The sequence below is a fragment of the Cupriavidus taiwanensis genome (genome assembly GCF_900250115.1).
Classification (GTDB): Bacteria; Pseudomonadota; Gammaproteobacteria; order Burkholderiales; family Burkholderiaceae; genus Cupriavidus; species Cupriavidus taiwanensis_B.
Window position 1 is genome coordinate 821,301 of sequence record NZ_LT984804.1, and the last position, 16,944, is coordinate 838,244.

General features: G+C 70.5%; 12 protein-coding genes and 8 pseudogenes. 7 read left to right on the plus strand and 13 right to left on the minus strand.

Annotation, left to right across the window (positions count from 1 at the left end; all coding sequences use genetic code 11):
- The 5 pseudogenes from CBM2586_RS20495 to CBM2586_RS20515 form a co-directional block, all read left to right on the plus strand.
- Window positions 1–806: pseudogene (locus CBM2586_RS20495) on the plus strand (2,5-dihydroxypyridine 5,6-dioxygenase); the annotation flags it as partial.
- Window positions 806–1,440: pseudogene (locus CBM2586_RS20500) on the plus strand (isochorismatase family protein). The pseudogenes CBM2586_RS20495 and CBM2586_RS20500, both read left to right, overlap by 1 nt.
- Before the next feature lie 110 nt (window positions 1,441–1,550).
- A pseudogene (locus tag CBM2586_RS32565) lies at window positions 1,551–3,933 on the plus strand (xanthine dehydrogenase family protein molybdopterin-binding subunit).
- Between the two features lie 3 nt (window positions 3,934–3,936).
- A pseudogene (locus CBM2586_RS20510) lies at window positions 3,937–4,763 on the plus strand (FAD binding domain-containing protein).
- Between the two features lie 10 nt (window positions 4,764–4,773).
- A pseudogene (locus CBM2586_RS20515) lies at window positions 4,774–5,937 on the plus strand (xanthine dehydrogenase family Fe-S subunit).
- A gap of 46 nt (window positions 5,938–5,983) precedes the next feature.
- Here CBM2586_RS20515 and CBM2586_RS20520 read toward each other — a convergent pair.
- Window positions 5,984–6,578: pseudogene (locus CBM2586_RS20520) on the minus strand (helix-turn-helix domain-containing protein).
- A 112-nt stretch (window positions 6,579–6,690) separates the two neighbouring features.
- On the opposite strand from CBM2586_RS20520, the gene kbl reads away from it, so the two are divergent.
- Together kbl and CBM2586_RS20530 are read left to right on the plus strand one after the other, a co-directional pair.
- On the plus strand, window positions 6,691–7,887 hold the full coding sequence (gene kbl, locus CBM2586_RS20525; RefSeq protein ID WP_115689494.1) for a glycine C-acetyltransferase: 1,197 nt from the start codon (window positions 6,691–6,693) through the stop codon (window positions 7,885–7,887).
- On the plus strand, window positions 7,887–8,843 hold the full coding sequence (locus tag CBM2586_RS20530) for an NAD-dependent epimerase/dehydratase family protein (protein WP_115665180.1): 957 nt from the start codon (window positions 7,887–7,889) through the stop codon (window positions 8,841–8,843). The genes kbl and CBM2586_RS20530 overlap by 1 nt, the downstream gene beginning before the upstream one ends.
- Window positions 8,844–8,847: 4 nt before the next feature.
- Here the strand turns inward: CBM2586_RS20530 and CBM2586_RS32680 are convergent.
- The 12 genes and pseudogenes from CBM2586_RS32680 to CBM2586_RS20585 form a co-directional block, all read right to left on the minus strand.
- Window positions 8,848–9,188, minus strand: a pseudogene (locus CBM2586_RS32680) (c-type cytochrome biogenesis protein CcmI/CycH).
- On the minus strand, window positions 9,182–10,063 hold the full coding sequence (gene ccmI / locus CBM2586_RS20535; RefSeq protein ID WP_240991480.1) for a c-type cytochrome biogenesis protein CcmI: 882 nt from the start codon (window positions 10,061–10,063) through the stop codon (window positions 9,182–9,184). The pseudogene CBM2586_RS32680 and the gene ccmI overlap by 7 nt, the downstream one beginning before the upstream one ends.
- Window positions 10,060–10,536 carry a cytochrome c-type biogenesis protein gene (locus tag CBM2586_RS20540; RefSeq protein ID WP_172583358.1) on the minus strand — a complete coding sequence of 159 codons (477 nt, stop codon included), beginning with the start codon at window positions 10,534–10,536 and terminating at the stop codon, window positions 10,060–10,062. The genes ccmI and CBM2586_RS20540 overlap by 4 nt, the downstream gene beginning before the upstream one ends.
- Complete coding sequence (locus tag CBM2586_RS20545) at window positions 10,529–11,071, minus strand: DsbE family thiol:disulfide interchange protein (RefSeq protein WP_115689488.1); 543 nt, start codon at window positions 11,069–11,071, stop codon at window positions 10,529–10,531. Before CBM2586_RS20545 ends, CBM2586_RS20540 begins: the two co-directional genes overlap by 8 nt.
- Window positions 11,068–13,097: pseudogene (locus CBM2586_RS20550) on the minus strand (heme lyase CcmF/NrfE family subunit). The gene CBM2586_RS20545 and the pseudogene CBM2586_RS20550 overlap by 4 nt, the downstream one beginning before the upstream one ends.
- Window positions 13,094–13,567, minus strand: coding sequence for a cytochrome c maturation protein CcmE (gene ccmE, locus CBM2586_RS20555; protein ID WP_115665175.1), 474 nt, complete (start codon window positions 13,565–13,567; stop codon window positions 13,094–13,096). Before ccmE ends, CBM2586_RS20550 begins: the two are co-directional and overlap by 4 nt.
- Window positions 13,564–13,719 carry a heme exporter protein CcmD gene (gene ccmD / locus CBM2586_RS20560; protein WP_115689492.1) on the minus strand — a complete coding sequence of 52 codons (156 nt, stop codon included), beginning with the start codon at window positions 13,717–13,719 and terminating at the stop codon, window positions 13,564–13,566. Before ccmD ends, ccmE begins: the two co-directional genes overlap by 4 nt.
- Window positions 13,716–14,507, minus strand: coding sequence for a heme ABC transporter permease CcmC (gene ccmC, locus CBM2586_RS20565; RefSeq protein ID WP_115665173.1), 792 nt, complete (start codon window positions 14,505–14,507; stop codon window positions 13,716–13,718). The genes ccmD and ccmC overlap by 4 nt, the downstream gene beginning before the upstream one ends.
- Entirely contained in the window at window positions 14,504–15,181 is a 678-nt protein-coding gene (gene ccmB, locus CBM2586_RS20570) for a heme exporter protein CcmB (RefSeq protein WP_115666470.1), read from the minus strand. The genes ccmC and ccmB overlap by 4 nt, the downstream gene beginning before the upstream one ends.
- 5 nt (window positions 15,182–15,186) lie before the next feature.
- A complete protein-coding gene (ccmA, locus tag CBM2586_RS20575) occupies window positions 15,187–15,837 on the minus strand; it encodes a cytochrome c biogenesis heme-transporting ATPase CcmA (protein ID WP_240987978.1) in 651 nt (216 codons plus the stop codon).
- The gene (locus tag CBM2586_RS20580; protein WP_112775016.1) at window positions 15,834–16,421 is read right to left on the minus strand and encodes a cytochrome c3 family protein; all 588 of its coding nucleotides are present in this window, start codon (window positions 16,419–16,421) and stop codon (window positions 15,834–15,836) included. Before CBM2586_RS20580 ends, ccmA begins: the two co-directional genes overlap by 4 nt.
- Before the next feature lie 12 nt (window positions 16,422–16,433).
- On the minus strand, window positions 16,434–16,928 hold the full coding sequence (locus tag CBM2586_RS20585; protein WP_115689496.1) for a nitrate reductase cytochrome c-type subunit: 495 nt from the start codon (window positions 16,926–16,928) through the stop codon (window positions 16,434–16,436).
- Between the last annotated feature and the right edge of the window lie 16 nt (window positions 16,929–16,944).

Sequence of the window (16,944 nt, forward strand, 5' to 3'; positions counted from 1 at the left end):
GCAACCCGGCGGCCATCGCCGCGCTGAAGGCGAGCGACCTGGTGTGGATCTGATGACGCTGCTGTTCTCGCCGAGCAGCACGAGATCCTGCAGGCGGAACCAGGATCCTGCTGGCCGTCGAGCCGCCCGAGGTGCTGGCGCGCATGGTGCCTTGCGAGGCCGATCGCGAACGCGTGAAGCGGCTTCGCAACGCCTGGCAAGCGCAAGGGAAATGCACGTGGTCTCGCCCGCCGGCACCGACCTGCGCTGCCCGCTGGGGGAATTCCCCGCGATCAGCGAGTATGGCTTTGTTGACGAGCCGGGCGGTGGGACCACTGGCCGAGCGGCTTCGCGCTGACCTGGCCGAATGAAGGCGCCGCTTACGGGACCATCGTGCTGGACAAGGGCGACATCCTGCTGCCGCAGAAGACCTACGTCACCGAGCCGATCCGCCTGACGGTGGAAGCAGGCTTTGCGACGCGCATCGAAGGCGGGCTCCATGCGGAGTTGCTGAGCGAATACATGGCGTCGTTCAACGATCCCGAAGCCTATGCGATCTCGCATATCGGCTGGGGCCTGCAGCCGCGCGCGCATTGGTCGACGCTGGGCCTGTACGACCGTGAGGCCACCATCGCATGGATGCGCGCGCGTTCGAGGGCAACTTCCTGTTTTCGCTTGGCCCCAACAACGAGGCCGGCGGCCATCGCACTACGGCCTGCCATATCGACATCCCGGTGCGCCGCTGCACCGTGCGCCTGGACGGCGTCGACGTGGTGACCGCGGGCAAGGTGACCGACGGCTTCCGCTACCCGGAGGACAAGTCGTGATGCACAAGGAAATCGGCGCGTACCAGCGCCAGGGCTTTGGCAATACGCTCGAGCTGGCCGGCCCCTTCGGGCTGCTGATCGTGGACTTCGTCAACGGCTTCGCCGATCCGGCGGTCTTCGGCGGCGGCAATATCCGCGAGGCCATTGCCAATACCGTGCCGCTGCTCGCGGTGGCGCGGTGCGAAGGCTGGCCCGTCGCGCACAGCCGCATCGTGTATGCCGACGACGCCGACCACAACGTGTTCTCGATGAAGGTGCCGAACATGCTGACGCTGAAGGAGCAAGCCTTCAACAGCGCCATCGTGGCAGATCTGGCCCCGCGCCCTGGCGAACTGGTGGTGCGCAAGACCGTGCCGTCGGCGTTCTTCGGCACGTCGCTGGCGGCGTGGCTGACGCAGCGCGGCGTGCGCACGCTGCTTGTGGCCGGGGCCGTCACCAGCGGCTGCGTGCGTGCCAGCGTGGTCGATGCGATGCAGTACGGCTTCCGCCCGCTGGTGCTGTCCGACTGCGTGGGCGACGCGCGCTGGCGCCGCACGAGGCCAACCTGTTCGACATGGCGCAGAAATACGCAACGGTCGCCACGCGGGCGGAGGGCTTGCCGCCATCGGCGTGGACTAGGTCCCGCAAGGCATGACGGGCTGCCGGGATGCGGTAAAGCCGCAATTGACAGGGCCGCCCGCATTTTCATAGGATTTTGGTCAGTATGCTGAATAAGCCACGCTTATCATCGGAACGGACAAGGCAATGACATCGTCGATCGAACCGGATCACCCGGAAAGCGCGCGCGGCCAGGGAGTCGGCGCGCGCGTGGCGCGCAAGGAAGACGCCCGTCATCTGCACGGCAAGGGCCGCTTCGTCGCGGACATCGCCATGCCGGACTTGCAGGAAGTCGCGTTCCTGCGCAGCCCGGTTGCGCACGCCCGGCTGCTATCGGTGACCAAGCCGTCCCGGCACGCCGCCGCGTGATCGTGCGTGAAGACATGACGGCGGCCAGCGACATCGTCGCCGATTCGGCCTTCCCGTCCTACCAGCCCTCGGCACAGCCGCCACTGGCCAGCGGCAAGGTGCGCTTCGTCGGCGAGCCGGTGGCGATGGCGTTCGCGCCCACCCGCGCCGAGGCAGAGGATATCGCCGAGCAGGTCGCCGTGTCGTTCGACGAACTGCCCGCGCTGGCCGACGTGACGCAGGCCCGCCAGCTTGCCGGCGAGGTGCGCGTGCACGAGCACTGGCGCGACAATACCTTCCTGGCGCTGAGCGCCGACAAGAACTTCGAGACGCGCCGGCGCGAGGCCACGGTGGTGGTGCGCCGCCAGATCGACCTCGCGCGGCAGTGCATGGTGCCGATGGAAGGCAAGGCAGTGCTGGCCTACTGGGACCACCAGTTCGACCAACTGGTGGTCTACAGCGCGACGCAGGTGCCGCACATGATCCGCACGATCCTGGCGCACTGCCTGGGGCTGGAGCAGGAGCGCGTGCGGTGATTTCGCCCGACGTGGGTGGTGCCTTCGGCTATAAGTGCGTGCTGCAGCAGGAAGAACTGTGCATCGCGTGGCTGGCGCTGACCTACAAGCGCCCGTTCCGCTTTATCGAAGACCGGCGCGAGCACCTGACCGCCGGCGCAAACTCGCGCGAGCACCACTACGAGTTGACCGCGTATGCCGATGCGCGCGGCCGCCTGCTGGCGCTGGATGCAAGGATCGAGATCGATGCGGGGCTTATTCCGTGTGGCCGTTCACCATCGGGCTGGAACCGGGGCAGGCGATCGGCAACCTGCCGGGGCCGTACGCCTTCGAGGGCTACCGCTGCGAAACCACTTGCGTGGCGACGAACAAGCCGGGCTTCGTGCCCTATCGCGGCGTGGCGCGTACCGGGTCTGTTTTGCGATGGAGCTGATGATCGACGCCATCGCCCGCGAAGGGACGCGAGCCGTGGGAGGTGCGCTGCGAAAACCTGGTGCCGCCCGAGGCCATGCCCTATGTCAACGTCACCAACAAGCATTTCGACGGCGGCGACTATCCGGCCAGCGTACGCAAGGCCATGGAGATGATCGGCCTGCCCGCGATCCGTGCGCGCCAGAAGGCGGGGCCGCAGGCAGCACCTATGTCGGCGTGGGTTTCGGCACCTACACCGAGCAATCGGCGCACGGCACCTCGGTGTTCGCCGCGTGGGGCACGCCGGTGATCCCGGGCTTCGATTCTGCGACGGTGCGCATCACGCCGGACGGCGGGCTGGAGGTGCGCGTGGGCGTGCATTCGCACGGGCAGGGCATGGAGACCACCTTCGCGCAGATCGCCCACGAGATCCTCGCATCGACATCGCGCGGATCAAGGTCGTGCACGGCGATACCGGCCTGACGCCGTTCTCGACCGGCACGTATGCGTCGCGCTCGCTGGTGATGTCCGGTGGCGCGGTGTCGCGTGCCTGCAAGGCGCTGCTGCCGCGCCTACTGAAGATCGGCGCGCACATGCTCGGCCAGCCGCAGGATGCCGTGGCGTTCCGGGACGGCGCCGTGGCGGGCGGGGATGCAGGCACCGCCGATATCGCACGCATCGCCAACGCCTGGTACATCAACCCGCACCTGTTGCCGCCGGACGTCGACGCGCAGGGCTGGAAGTCACGATGGCTTCAAGCCTGCCGTCGATACCGGCAGCTTCACCTACGCCACGCATGCCGTGGCGGTGGAAGTCGATATCGACTCCGGCCACGTCGAGATCCTCGACTACGTGGTGGTGGAGGACTGCGGCACCATGATCAACCCGATGGTGTGGAAGGCAGACCTACGGCGGTGTGGCGCAGGGCATCGGCACCGCGATGTTCGAAGCCATGCACTACGATGGCAATGGCCAGCCGCTGGCGTCGACGCTGGCGGACTACATGCTGCCGGGCCGACCGAGATCCCGTCGATCCGCATCCATCATTTCGAGACGCCGTCACCGCATACGGAGTTCGGCGCCAAGGGGATGGGCGAGGGCGGGCGATCGCGCCGCCGGCGGCCATCTTCAATGCCGTCAATGACGCATTGCGCGATTTCGGCGTCGAGCTCAAGGAGACGCCGCTGACGCCGCGCAAGCTCCTGGAGGCGCTGGATGCGGCCGAGGCCGATGCGCATAACCGGAAGGCTGCCTGACCGATGAAAGCCGTTGCATTTTCCTACCACGCGCCCGGCTCGCTGCCGGAGGCGCTGTCCCGCCTGGGCGCGGTACCGATGTATCCAAGGCCATGGGCGGTGGGCAATCGCTGGGGCCGATGCTGAACCTGCGCCTGACCCGGCCCGATACGGTGGTCGATGTGTCGGCGCTGCGCGAATTGCGCGACGTGACTGCAGCCGCTGACGGCATCCGCATCGGCGCCTGCGTCACCCACGCGCAGATCGAGGACGGCGTGTTCGAACCGCTGCGCGGCACCATGCTGCAGGCCGTTGCCGGCGGCATCGCCTATCGGGCGATCCGCAATCGTGGCACCGTAGGCGGCAGCCTAGCGCATGCGGATCCGGCGGCCGACTGGGTCGTGGCAATGACCGCATTGGGCGCGCGCATCGAGATCGCATCCGCGGCCGGCATGCGCGAAGTACCGATGGAGTCGTTCATGATCGGCGCCTACACCACCGTGCTGGCCGAAGGCGAGCTGATCGCCGCAGTGCGGGTGCCGCCGAAGACCGCGCACAGCCGCTGGGGCTACCAGAAGCTGTGCCGCAAGACCGGCGAATTCGCCGAGGCCAGCTGCGCCGCTTACTTCGACGCCAGCCGCCGCTTCGGCCGCATCGTCCTGGGCGCGCTGGACGGTCCGCCCATGGTGCTGCCCGGCCTGACGCGCGCCGTGGCGGCGCAGGGCGCGGCCGCGCTGACTGCCGAGGCAGTTGCCGAAGCCGTCGCGCAGGCCGCGCCGGGCAAGGACGCCATCGACCGCAAGCTGTACCGAACCGTCGTGATGCGCTGCGTCACGCAATTGCTGAACTGAGGAGCGTCCCGTGCAGACCATCGAATTCACTGTCAACGGCCGCCGGGTGTCCGGCGCGTGCGCGGACCGGACGCACCTGGCGACTACCTGCGCGACACGCATCGCCTGACTGGCACCCACCTTGGCTGCGAGCACGGCGTGTGCGGCGCCTGCACCGTGCTGGTGGACGACAAGCCGGTGCGCTCGTGCATCACCTTCGCCGCCGCCTGCCAGGGCGCGGACATCGTCACGGTGGAGGGCTACGAGGATGACCCGGTCATGGCCGACCTGCGCGCGGCCTTCAACGGCATCACGCGCTGCAGTGCGGCTACTGCACGCCCGGGATGCTGGCCACCGCGCGCGATATCGTGGTGCGCCTGCCCGATGCCGACGAAGCCACCATCCGCCACGAGCTGTCGGGCAACCTGTGCCGCTGCACCGGCTATATGGGCATCGTCGCCGCGATCCGTTCGGTGCTGGACGCGCGTCGCGCGGCCGCCGGCGTGATCGCGCGGCACGCCGGCGCGGCCGCCGCACCGCTGCCGTTCGCGGGCTTCACGGTCGCCGACGAGGCGCTCGGCACGCAGCCGCACCTTGCCGCGGCGGGCAGCGCCGAGCCGGAGCGCTCGGCCGACCGCAAGGGCTGGTCGCGCATCGAAGGCGGCTTCGCCGTGCCCTATGCACTGGACCAGGTATGGGCCTTCATGGCGGACTTGCCGGCCGTGGCGGGCTGCCTGCCCGGCGCGGTGCTGACGGAAGTGGCCGGGGACAAGGTCAAGGGCCATATCGCCATCAAGTTCGGCCCCATGTCGGCGAGGTTCGAGGGCGCCGCGCGCCTGCAGCGCGATGATGCAAACCAGCGCGGCGTGCTGAAAGGGGCGGGGCAGGACTCGCTCAGCAATTCCAAGGCCGCGGGCGATATCGCTTATGCGCTCAAGGCCTTGTCCGCCGGCGAGACCGAAGTCGAGGTCGACCTGCAGTATTCGCTGCAAGGGCCGCTGCCCAGTTCTCGCGCTCGGGGCTGGTGCGCGACTTCGTGCGGCGGATGATCGCCGACTTCGGCAAGGCGGTGTCGCGCAGGATGGACCCTACGCTCAGCGAGGCCGAGCGCAACCAGGCCGTGCGCCTGAACCCGGTGACAATGTTCTTCGGCGTGCTGTGGGAGCGTATGAAGCGTTTGTTCGGCGCCCGCTGAACATCCCTGGCCGGATAGGCGGGAGGCGCGGCCTTCCTTGCCCGCCTTACCCCGGATGCACTACAACCAGTAGTGCGGTGGCGGTGGTCTTGCCACCATTGGAGATCGCATGTGCGACATCGGCCGCATAGCGCGCGGTCTCGCCGTGCCGCAGCTTCTTCTCATCGGCGCCCGCGCGCACCGTCATCGATCCGCTCAGCACCGACAGGTGTTCCTGGGTGCCGGCCTCGTGCGGCTCGGAGGCCAGCACGCCGCCGGCCTGGATGGTCAGCTCATACCACTCGAAGCGCCCGGCCAGTTCGATCGGGCCCAGGATGCGCAGGTCGCAACGCGTGTCCGGGCTCTTCAGCGACGGGATCGCGTGCGGCTGGACCACGGTGATGCCGCCGCCGGCGCGCTCGCCTGCCGCCGGCCAGGAAATCCGCCAGGTTCACGCCCAGCGCATTGGCCAGGCGCCACAGCACCGCGACGGTCGGATTGGCGAGGTTGCGTTCGATCTGCGACAGCATCGACTTGGACACCCCCGCGCGGCGCGACAGTTCGTCGAGCGAGAGCCGGTGCTGCTGGCGCAGCGCCTGCAGCGCCATGCCGACGGCGGGCGGCCCGTCGGCCTGCGGGGTCTGGACCAGGGCTTGCGTCATGGAATGATGTTCGTTATATTGCGCAAAACGTTCGATATACAGAACGCGTTCGATTTATCGATCGGATCGTAGCACACCAGCCAGCACACCCTCGACCCAACGGAGCCAAGCCATGCCGAATGCCCAGGCGTTCTATGCGTCCATCCGCGACGAACTGCAATCCATCCGCGACGCCGGGCTGTACAAGAACGAGCGCGTGATCGCCACGCCGCAGGGCGCGCGCGTGCGCACCAGCGATGGCCGCGAGGTCATCAACCTGTGCGCCAACAACTACCTGGGCCTGTCGTCGCATCCGGGCGTGATCGAGGCCGCGCACGAAGCGCTGCGCACGCATGGCTTCGGCCTCAGTTCGGTGCGCTTTATCTGCGGCACCCAGGACCTGCACAAGACGCTGGAGGCGCGGCTGTCGGCCTTCCTCGGCACCGAGGACACGATCCTTTACGGCTCGGCCTTCGATGCCAACGGCGGGCTGTTCGAAACGCTGCTGGGGGCGGAAGACGCGGTCATCAGCGATGCGCTCAACCATGCCTCGATCATCGACGGGATCCGCCTGTCCAAGGCGCGGCGCTACCGCTACCAGCACAACGACATGGACGACCTGCGCGCGCAGCTGGAGCAGGCCCGGGCCGACGGCGCGCGCTACACGCTGGTGTTCTCCGACGGCGTGTTCTCGATGGACGGCACCGTGGCGCGCCTGGACCAGATGCGCGCGCTGTGCGACGAGTATGGCGCGCTGCTGGGCATCGACGAATGCCATGCCACCGGCTTCATGGGCCAGCGCCGCGGCACGCACGAGGCGCGCGGCGTGTTCGGCAAGATCGACATCATCACCGGCACGCTCGGCAAGGCGCTGGGCGGCGCCTCGGGCGGCTTCACCAGTGCGCGCAAGGAAGTGGTGGCGCTGCTGCGCCAGCGCTCGCGGCCGTATCTGTTCTCGAATACCGTGGCGCCGGCCATCGTGGGCGCTTCGATCGCGGTGCTCGATATTCTTGAAGGAAGCACCGAACTGCGCGACCGGCTCGAGCGCAACACGAAGTTCTTCCGCGCCGGGCTGGGCCGGCTGGGCTTCGACGTCAAGTCCGGCGACCACCCCATCATCCCGATCATGGTCTACGACGCCGACAAGGCGCAGCAGCTGGCGCAGCGGCTGCTGGAGCTGGGCGTGTACGTAGTGGGCTTTTTCTACCCGGTGGTGCCCAAGGGCCAGGCGCGCATCCGCGTGCAGATGAGCGCGCTGCATGACGAGGCCACGCTGCAGGCGGCGCTGGACGCCTTCGGCCACGCCGGCCGAGAACTGGGGCTGATCTGATGGCGGATGCCAAACCGAAAATCCTGATCGTCGGCGCCAATGGCCAGATCGGCTCCGAGCTGGCGCTGGCGCTGGCCGAGCGCTACGGCCGCGCCAACGTCATTACATCCGACGTGGTGCCCACCGGCCGCCACGTGCAGCTGACCCACGAGATGCTCAACGCCACCGACCGCGGCGAGCTGGCCACGGTGGTCGAGCGCCATGGCATCACCCAGGTCTACCTGCTGGCCGCGGCGCTGTCCGCCACCGGCGAGAAGGCCCCGCAGTGGGCCTGGAACCTCAACATGACCAGCTTGCTCAACGTGCTGGAGCTGGCGCGGCAGAACGGGCTGGAGCGGGTGTTCTGGCCCAGCTCGATCGCCGCCTTCGGCCCGACCACGCCGGCCGCGCACACGCCGCAGCAGACCGTGATGGAGCCGACCACGGTCTACGGCATCTCCAAGCAGGCGGGCGAGGGCTGGTGCCGCTGGTACCACGCCAACCATGGCGTCGACGTGCGCAGCGTGCGCTATCCCGGCCTGATCTCGCACAAGACCCCGCCCGGCGGCGGCACCACCGACTATGCCGTCGATATCTTCCATGCGGCGGTCAAGGGCGAGCCCTACACCTGCTTCCTGCGCGAAGACGAGGCTCTGCCGATGATGTATATGCCCGATGCCATCCGCGCCACCATCGAACTGATGGAAGCGCCGGCGGACCGGCTGAGCGAGCGCGGCAGCTACAACATCGCCGGCATGAGCTTTACGCCGGCGCAGATCGCCGCGGCCATCCGCGCGCAGGTGCCGGACTTCCAGATCCGCTACGAGCCGGACTATCGCCAGGCGATCGCGCAAGGCTGGCCGGATTCGATCGACGACGCGGTCGCGCGCGCGGACTGGGGCTGGCGCGCGCGGTACGGGCTGCGCGAGATGGTGGCCGACATGCTGGCCAACCTGAGGGCGAGCTTGCCTGCCTGAGCCGCTATGGCGCCGCGTTGCCTCCGATGCTGCTGTCGATGGCGATGCGGATGCCTTCGCTGCCGACCGCCACCGGCCCGGTGCGGCCGACCAGGTCGCCCCCCTGCGGCAAGGCGCTGCCACTGGCGGAAATCCGCGCTTCCAGCATGACCTGGCGCTGGCCCGAGAGCCGGTGGTCGGGCGCATCGCCATGGCATCGTCCAGCGTGAACGACAGCGGCAGGTCGCGCGCCGAGCGCCGCAGCACCGCCAGCGGCATGCGCGCGCCGTCCACCGGCAGGGCATAGACGAACAGCGTATCGCCCGCTTGCGGCGCGCGTCCGGCCCGCTCGCTCAGCGTCACCATGCCGCTGATGGCCGCGGCCGGCGCCGCGGCGGGCGTGCCGCGCGCGGCCGCGAGGTTGGCGGCGATGCGCGCCGCGGTCTGCGAGTCCGCCGGCAGCAGCCGGTACAGGTGTTCCCAGTAGCCGATCGCCGCCTCTTTGTCGCCGCGCGCCGCCGCGGCGCTGGCGGCGAGCGCCAGGCCCTTGGGATCGTCGGGTCGAGCGCCAGCGCCTGGCGCACCTGCGCCATCGGCGCATCGTCCAGCACGCCGCCGCCCAGCGTGGCCAGCGCGTCGGCGTAGTCGGAGCGCAGCGCGGCCACGTCCGGCGCCAGCTCGACCGCGCGCGCGTAGGCGGCCGCGGCGTCGGCATGGCGCTCCAGCACGCTGTACGAACGCGCCAGCATGGCCCAGCCCTGCGCATCGCCGGGCGCCTCGCGCAGGCGCTGCGCCAGCTGGTTCACCATGCCCTCGACCTGCGCGCCGCTGAGCTGGTGCTCGCTGCCGCTGGCCGCGGGCAGGTCGTCGGCCCGCCACAGCGCCACCGGGTTGCCCAGATGCAGGTAGAGCAGGATCGCGGCGCTGGGCAACGCGGCCAGCAGCAGCGCGGCGAGCAGCGGCGCGGGGCGCGCGCTGGCCGGAGCGGTGGCGCTGCCGGCGGCCTCGTCGAGCAGCCGGCGGCCCAGCTCAGCGCGGGCTTCGGCATGGCGCGCCGCGCCCAGGGTGCCGGCGTGCAGGTCGCGGTCCAGCTCGCGCAACTGGTCGTGGTAGAGGTCGACCAGCAGCGCGCGCGCGGGCGTGGCGGAGTCGGACGGCGCACCGCGGCGCAACAGCGGCCAGAGCAGGCACAGGGTGGCGGCGCCGATCAGCGCCGCGGCCAGCAGCCAGAAGGTGGTCATGGCGGGCGACGCTCCGTGGTCGCGGTGTCGAGCAAGTCCGCCAGCTGGTGTTGCGCGGCTGCGTCCAGTGGCTGGTCGGTCGGGATGCCGGCCGCGGCTATGCGGGAGCGCGCGCGCACGATCGCGGCCACGGCAGCGGCCAGCAGCAGCAGCGGCCCGAACCACAGCAGCCACGTCAGCGGCCGCAGCGGCGGCTGGTACAGCACGAAGTCGCCGTAGCGCTGCACCAGGTAATCCTTGATGGCCGCGTCGCTGGCGCCGTCGCGCAGCTGCGCGCGGATCTGGCGGCGCAGGTCCAGCGCCAGCTCGGCGTTGGAGTCGGCCAGGGTCTGGTTCTGGCAGACCAGGCAGCGCAACTCGGCGGACAAGGCATGCACGCGCGCGTCGAGCTCGGCTTCGCTCAGCGCCGCCGCTTGCAGCGCCACGCCGCACAGGGTCGCGGCGAGCCACGCGGCGAGGGCGCGGCTACGCATGGCCATCTCCCTGCCGCTGCAGCTGCTCGATCAGCGGGATCAGCTTGCGCTCCAGCACCTCGCGCGTGACCGGGCCGACCTGGCGGTAGCGCACCACCCCATGCTGGTCGATGACAAAGGTCTCCGGCACGCCGTAGACGCCGTAGTCGATGCCGACCCGGCCGTCGGCGTCGACCAGTGACGCGGCATAGGGGTCGCCCAGCCGCCGCAGCCAGTCGCGCGCGGCGCCGGCTTCGTCCTTGTAGTTGAGGCCGTACAGCGGCACTGGCGCGCGCCCGGCAAAGTCCACCAGCAGCGGATGCTCGGTGCGGCAGGCGGCGCACCACGAGGCCCACACATTGAGCAGCCAGACCTTGCCGCGCAGATCGGCGCTGGCCAGCGTGCGGCCCTCGGGCGCCAGCAGGGGCAGTTGGAATGCCGGCGCGACCTTGCCCACCAGCGGCGACGGCAGCGCGCGCGGATCGTGGCGCAGCCCCGCGGCCAGCGCCACCGCCAGGGCGAGGAAGGCGGCCAGCGGCAGCAGGAAGCGTGTCATGCGGGCGTCTCCTCGCGGACCGGGCTCAATGCCGGCACCGCGGGCGCATCGGTTGCGGCCGGCGCGTTGACCGCGTCGGTGGCGCGGCGCCGCAGCCGGTAGCGCTTGTCGCACACCGCCAGCAGTCCGCCCAGCGCCATCAGCACGCAGCCGGCCCAGATCCAGCCGACGAAAGGCTTGACGTGGATGCGCACGGCCCAGGCGCTGCCCGCGGCGTCGTTGCCGACGTGCTCGCCCAGCGCCACGTAGAGGTCGCGCGTCACGCCGCTGTCGATCGCCGCTTCGGTGGTGGGCAGGTCCTGGCTGCGGTAGATGCGGCGCTCGGGATGGAGCACCGCCACGCGCCGGCCGTCGCGCGAAGCCACCAGCGTGCCGCGCAGCGCTTCGTAGTTGGGGCCGCCGGCTTGCGTCACGCCGGCAAAGCGGAAGTCATAGCCGCCCACGCCGACGCTGTCGCCGGCGCGCAGCGGCAATTCGCGCAGGCTTTCCTGGCCGGACACCAGCGTCACGCCGGCGATGAAGACGCCCACGCCGGCGTGCGCGAGCAGCATGCCCCAGTAGCTCGGCGTGAACTGGCGCAGCGCCGCCAGCCGGCGGCCGCGCTGGTGCTGCAGCCGCGCCGCCACGCTGGCCGCCGCGCTCAGCACGCACCAGGCCGCCAGCAGCAGCCCCAGCCCGCTCAGCGCCGAGGCATTGCGCAGCGCCAGCAGCAACCCCAGGGCCAGCGCCGCGCTGGCCACCGCGGCCCAGCGCAGCCGGCGCGCCATGCCGGGCAGGTCGCCGTGGCGCCAGCGCGCCAGCGGCGCGGCGCCCATCAGCAGCACCGCGGGCGCCATCAGCGGCACCATCACCTGCTCGAAATAGGCAGGGCCGACCGAGATCTTGCCCAGGCCGAGCACATCGACCAGCAGCGGGTAGAGCGTGCCCAGCAGCACCGTGGCGGCGGCCACCGCCAGCAGCACGTTGTTGGCCAGCAGCATCGACTCGCGCGACACCGCCGCAAACTTCACGCGGCGCGCCAGCGCCGGCGCGCGCCAGGCATACAGCGCCAGCGCCAGCCCGGTCACCAGCCCCAACAGCGCCAGGATGAAGATGCCGCGCTTGGGGTCCACGGCAAAGGCGTGGACCGAGGTCAGCACGCCCGAGCGGACCAGGAAGGTGCCGAGCAGGCTCAGCGAGAAGGTGAAGATCGCCAGCAGCACGGTCCACGCGCGGAACGCGCCGCGCTTCTCGGTCACCGCCAGCGAATGCATCAGCGCGGTGCCGGCCAGCCAGGGCATGAACGAGGCATTCTCGACCGGGTCCCAGAACCACCAGCCGCCCCAGCCCAGCTCGTAGTAGGCCCAGGCGCTGCCGAGCATGATGCCCAGCGTCAGGAAGGCCCATGCCACCGTGGTCCACGGTCGCGACCAGCGCGCCCACGCCGCGTCGACGCGCCCGGCCAGCAGCGCCGCCACGGCAAAGGCAAAGGTCACCGAGGAGCCGACGTAGCCCATGTACAGCAGCGGCGGGTGGAACACCATGCCGGGATCCTGCAGCAGCGGGTTGAGGTCGCGGCCTTCCATCGACGGCGGCAGCAGCCGCACGAAGGGGTTGGAGGCAAACAGCAGGAACGCCAGGAAGCCGGCGCTGATCGCGCCCATCACCGCCAGCACGCGGGCCACCGCGGCCAGCGGCAGCTGCCGGCTCCACACCGACACCGCCAGCGACCACAGCGCCAGCATCAGCGTCCACAGCAGCATCGAGCCCTCGTGCCCGCCCCACACCGCGGCGATGCGGTAGGCCAGCGGCAGCGCGCTGTTGGCGTTGGCGGCGACGTAGCGCACGCTGAAGTCGTGGTCGACGAAGCACCAGGTCAGCGCGGCGAACGACAGCGCCACCAGCACGCATTGCGCGCGCGCGGCGGGCGCGCCAGCGCCATCCATGCCAGCCGGCCGCGCGCGGCGCCGGCCAGCGGCACCACCGCCTGCACCAGCGCCACCAGCAGGGCGACGATCAGCGTGAAGTGGCCCAGCTCGGCGATCACCGGCGCAGCTCCTGCGCGGCCATGGCGCCGGCCATGCGCGGGTTGGCCTGGCCGGCCTGCTTGAGCGCATCGGCGGCTTCGGGCGGCATGTAGTTCTCGTCGTGCTTGGCCAGCACCTCGCTGGCGATGAAGGTGCCGTCGGCGCCCAGCTGGCCGCGCGCGACCACGCCCTTGCCTTCGCGGAACAGGTCGGGCAACAGGCCGCGATACTGCACGGGGACCTCGCGCGCGCTGTCGGTCACGACGAAGCGCACCGTCATGCCGTCGCCCTCGCGCCGGATCGAGCCCGGCGCGACCAGCCCGCCCAGGCGGAAGCTGCGCGCCACCGGCGCCTCGCGCGCGGCCACCTGGCTCGGGCTGAAGAAGAACACCAGGTTGGAGCGGAAGGCATTGAGCACCAGCGCCGCCGCGATGCCGCAGCAGGCCAGCGCCGCGGCCAGCAGCCCGAAGCGGCGCTGGCGCGGTGTCATTGGCCGGCTTCCGGATCCGGGCGCCGGCGCGTGGCCCGGCAGCGGCGCGCCAGCAGCGCCAGTTCCAGCGCCAGCAGCAGCGCGCTCGCACCGAAGGCGCCGGCGATGAAGATGCCGTGGTGCCCGTAGGGCAGCAGCGTGGACAGCGTCATGACCTCTCTCCGGTAACCATGGCGGGGCCGTGCGGCACGTCGCCGCGCTCGCGCAGGATGCAGCGCACGCGCACCAGCGCCACCGCCACCGTGTACATCCAGCAGGCCAGCGTCATCAGCAGCATGCCGGCCAGCATGGTGGCGGCCATCGACGGCGCCGCGGTCAGGCTGACCGAGGCGCCCTGGTGCAGCGTGTTCCACCACTGCACCGAGAAATAGATCACCGGGATGTTGACCACGCCCACCAGCGCCAGCACCGCGCACGCGCGCTCGGCGCGGCGCGGCTCGTCGATGGCGGCTTCCAGCGCGATAAAGCCCAGGTACAGGAACAGCAGGAGCAGCTCGGAGGTGAGCCGCGCGTCCCACACCCACCACGTGCCCCAGGTGGGCTGGCCCCACAGCGCGCCGGTCCACAGCGCCAGCACGGTGAAGAGCGCGCCGGTCGGCGCCAGCGCCGACGCCATCATCGACGACAACCGCGTGCGCAGTACCAGCGCCAGCGCGCAGTAGCCCGCCATGACCAGGTAGATGAACATCGACATCCATGCCGCCGGCACATGGATGAAGATGATGCGGTAGACCTCGCCCTGCTGCGCATCGGCCGGCGCCACGCCGAAGCCGGTCCACAAGCCGGCCACCGCGCACAGCGCCGCCGCGGCGAAGAACCACGGGGCCATGCGCCCGGCCAGCGGATAGAAGCGCACCGGCGCGGCATAGGCCAGCCAGCCGCGGCGGGCGCGGGCTTGCGACGGCATGCGCTGTGGCAACGAGGGCAGCGGCTGGCTCATGCCGGGGTCTCCATGGCAATGCGCAGCCCGGCGGCGGCGGCCAGCGGGCACAGCAACAGCGACAGCGCCAGGCACGCGCCCAGCAGCGAGAACTGCGCCGTCACGTCGAGCCCGGCATCGGCGGCGGCCGCGGCGCCGGCACCGAACACCAGCACCGGCACGCACAGCGGCAGCACCAGGATGCACAGCAGCACCGCGCCGCCGCGCAGGCCCAGCGTCAGCGCCGCGCCCACCGCGCCGATCAGGCTCAGCGCCGGCGTGCCGACCAGCAGCGATGCCGCCAGCAACAGCGCGGCGCCGGACGGCAGCCCGTATTGCTGCGCCAGCAGCGGCGTCAGCACCAGCAGCGGCAGTCCGCTGGCAAGCCAGTGCGCGGCGATCTTGGCCAGCACCAGCAGCGCCAGCGGATGCGGCGACAGCAGCAGCTGGTCCAGGCTGCCGTCGGCATGCTCCTGCGCGAACAGGCGCGACAGCGACAGCATCGAGGCCAGCAGCGCCGTCACCCACAGGATGCCCGGCGCCAGCGCGCGCAGCTGCTGCGGCTCGGGGCCGATCGCCAGCGGGAACAGGCTCGCGGCCATGACAAAGAACACCACGCCGCCGAGCAGGCTGCCGCGCCGCCGCCACGACAGCGAGACATCGTGCGCGACGATCGCGGCGAGCGCGCGCAGCATGTCCGTCATGCCGCCGGCCGGTCCAGGCGCAGCACCGCGCCGCCGCCGGGCAGCAGCTGGTGCGTGGCGATCACGGCCATGCCGCCGGCGGCCAGGTGCGCGTCCAGCTGGCGCTGGAAGCGCACGCAACTGTCGGCATCGAGCGCGGTGACCGGTTCGTCCAGCAGCCACAGGGTGCGCGGCGCCAGCGCCAGCCGCGCCAGCGCGACGCGGCGCCGCTGCCCTTGCGACAGCGTGCGCACCGGCACGTGCGCGACGCGCTCCAGCGCATGGGCGGCGAGCGCGCGCGCGATGCTGTCGGCGCGCCGGCCGGCATCGGCATGGCGGCCGGCAAGGCGGGCGGCAAAGCGCAGGTTCTCCGCCGGGGTCAGGTCGATGTCGATGCCGTTGGCGTGGCCGAGGTAGGCCAGCGCCTGCTGGAACTCCGGATCGGCGGCGCGCAGCGGGCGGCCATGCCATTGCAGCGTGCCGGCATCGGCGCTGGCCAGGCCGCACAGCACGCGCAGCAGCGTGGTCTTGCCGCTGCCGTTGGCGCCCAGCACCTGCAGCAATCCGCCCGGCGCCAGGCCCAAGTCGAGGCCTTGCAGGACCGGGCGGCCGGCACGCGACACCGCCAGGCCGCTGGCACGGAGCACGGACGCGGCGGCAGGCGTCATTTCACCTCGGCCTTGGACATGTCGGGAAGATGGTGGGCGATGCCCTTGTGGCAGTCGATGCAGGTCTTCTCCTTGTTGGCCAGGTAGGTCGAATGCATGGCCTGCGCGCGCGGGCTCTGCCGGGTGAAGTCCATTGACTGGTAGTCGTGACAGTTGCGGCATTCCAGCGAATCGTTGGCCTTGAAGCGGGCCCATTCGTGCTGGGCCAGCGTAAGCCGGTGCGCCTGGAATTTCTCGCGGGTGTCGACGGTGCCGAAGATCTTGGCCCAGACCTCCTTGGAGGCCTGCATCTTGCGCGCCATCTTGGTGGTCCAGTTGTGCGGCACATGGCAGTCCGAACACTTGGCGCGCACGCCGCTGCGGTTGGTGAAATGGATGGTGCCCTGCAGCTCCTGGTAGACGTTGTCGCGCATCTCGTGGCAGCCGGTGCAGAACTGTTCGGTGTTGGTCAGCTCCAGCGCGGTGTTGAACGCGCCCCAGAACACCACCCCGGCGATAAAGCCGCCGAGCGTCAGGAAGCCCAGGCTGAAATACGCGCTGGGCCGGTTGATGGTTCGCCAGTAACGCTTGATCAGGTCGAGCATGGCGCGTACCGGCTAGTTGGACGAGCCCTTGGCGCCGGGCTTGCGCTTGAGCATCTGCTCGACATCGATGAAGGTATTGCCCACCAGCGGCTTGGCGTCGGCCTGCGGCACGTGGCATTGGGTGCAGAAGTAGCGGCGCGGCGACACGTCGGCGAGCACGTTGTTGTCGCGGTCCATGTAGTGCGTGATGCTGACCGGGATCGCCTGGGTTTCTTCGGTGCGGGTGCGCGCGTGGCAGAACATGCAGCGGTTGAAGTCCTTGTCCAGCTGGTAGCCGTCGATCTTGTGCGGAATCGTCGGCGGCTGCATGGTGTAGTTGCGGGTGCGGCGGATGTCCTTGTTTTCGGTGGGGTAGAGCAGCGGCGCCTTGGCTTCATTGGCGATCGGCGTGGGCCCGCGCATCGCGTCGACCACGCCCTGCGCGCGCGCCGGGGCCTGCGGCGCCAGCAGCGCCAGCAGCAGCGCGCACAGCGCCAGCAGCGGCATCCAGGATCGGCTTGGCTTCATGGCGTCTCCCTGTTAG

Excerpts from the sequence above, each read along its gene's own strand:
- kbl (WP_115689494.1), top strand. The coding sequence starts at position 6,691 with ATGCCGAATGCCCAGGCGTTCTATGCGTCCATCCGCGACGAACTGCAA.
- CBM2586_RS20530 (WP_115665180.1), top strand. The coding sequence starts at position 7,887 with ATGGCGGATGCCAAACCGAAAATCCTGATCGTCGGCGCCAATGGCCAG.
- ccmI (WP_240991480.1), bottom strand. The coding sequence starts at position 10,063 with ATGACCACCTTCTGGCTGCTGGCCGCGGCGCTGATCGGCGCCGCCACC.
- CBM2586_RS20540 (WP_172583358.1), bottom strand. The coding sequence starts at position 10,536 with ATGCGTAGCCGCGCCCTCGCCGCGTGGCTCGCCGCGACCCTGTGCGGC.
- CBM2586_RS20545 (WP_115689488.1), bottom strand. The coding sequence starts at position 11,071 with ATGACACGCTTCCTGCTGCCGCTGGCCGCCTTCCTCGCCCTGGCGGTG.
- ccmE (WP_115665175.1), bottom strand. The coding sequence starts at position 13,567 with ATGACACCGCGCCAGCGCCGCTTCGGGCTGCTGGCCGCGGCGCTGGCC.
- ccmD (WP_115689492.1), bottom strand. The coding sequence starts at position 13,719 with ATGACGCTGTCCACGCTGCTGCCCTACGGGCACCACGGCATCTTCATC.
- ccmC (WP_115665173.1), bottom strand. The coding sequence starts at position 14,507 with ATGAGCCAGCCGCTGCCCTCGTTGCCACAGCGCATGCCGTCGCAAGCC.
- ccmB (WP_115666470.1), bottom strand. The coding sequence starts at position 15,181 with ATGCTGCGCGCGCTCGCCGCGATCGTCGCGCACGATGTCTCGCTGTCG.
- ccmA (WP_240987978.1), bottom strand. The coding sequence starts at position 15,837 with ATGACGCCTGCCGCCGCGTCCGTGCTCCGTGCCAGCGGCCTGGCGGTG.
- CBM2586_RS20580 (WP_112775016.1), bottom strand. The coding sequence starts at position 16,421 with ATGCTCGACCTGATCAAGCGTTACTGGCGAACCATCAACCGGCCCAGC.
- CBM2586_RS20585 (WP_115689496.1), bottom strand. The coding sequence starts at position 16,928 with ATGAAGCCAAGCCGATCCTGGATGCCGCTGCTGGCGCTGTGCGCGCTG.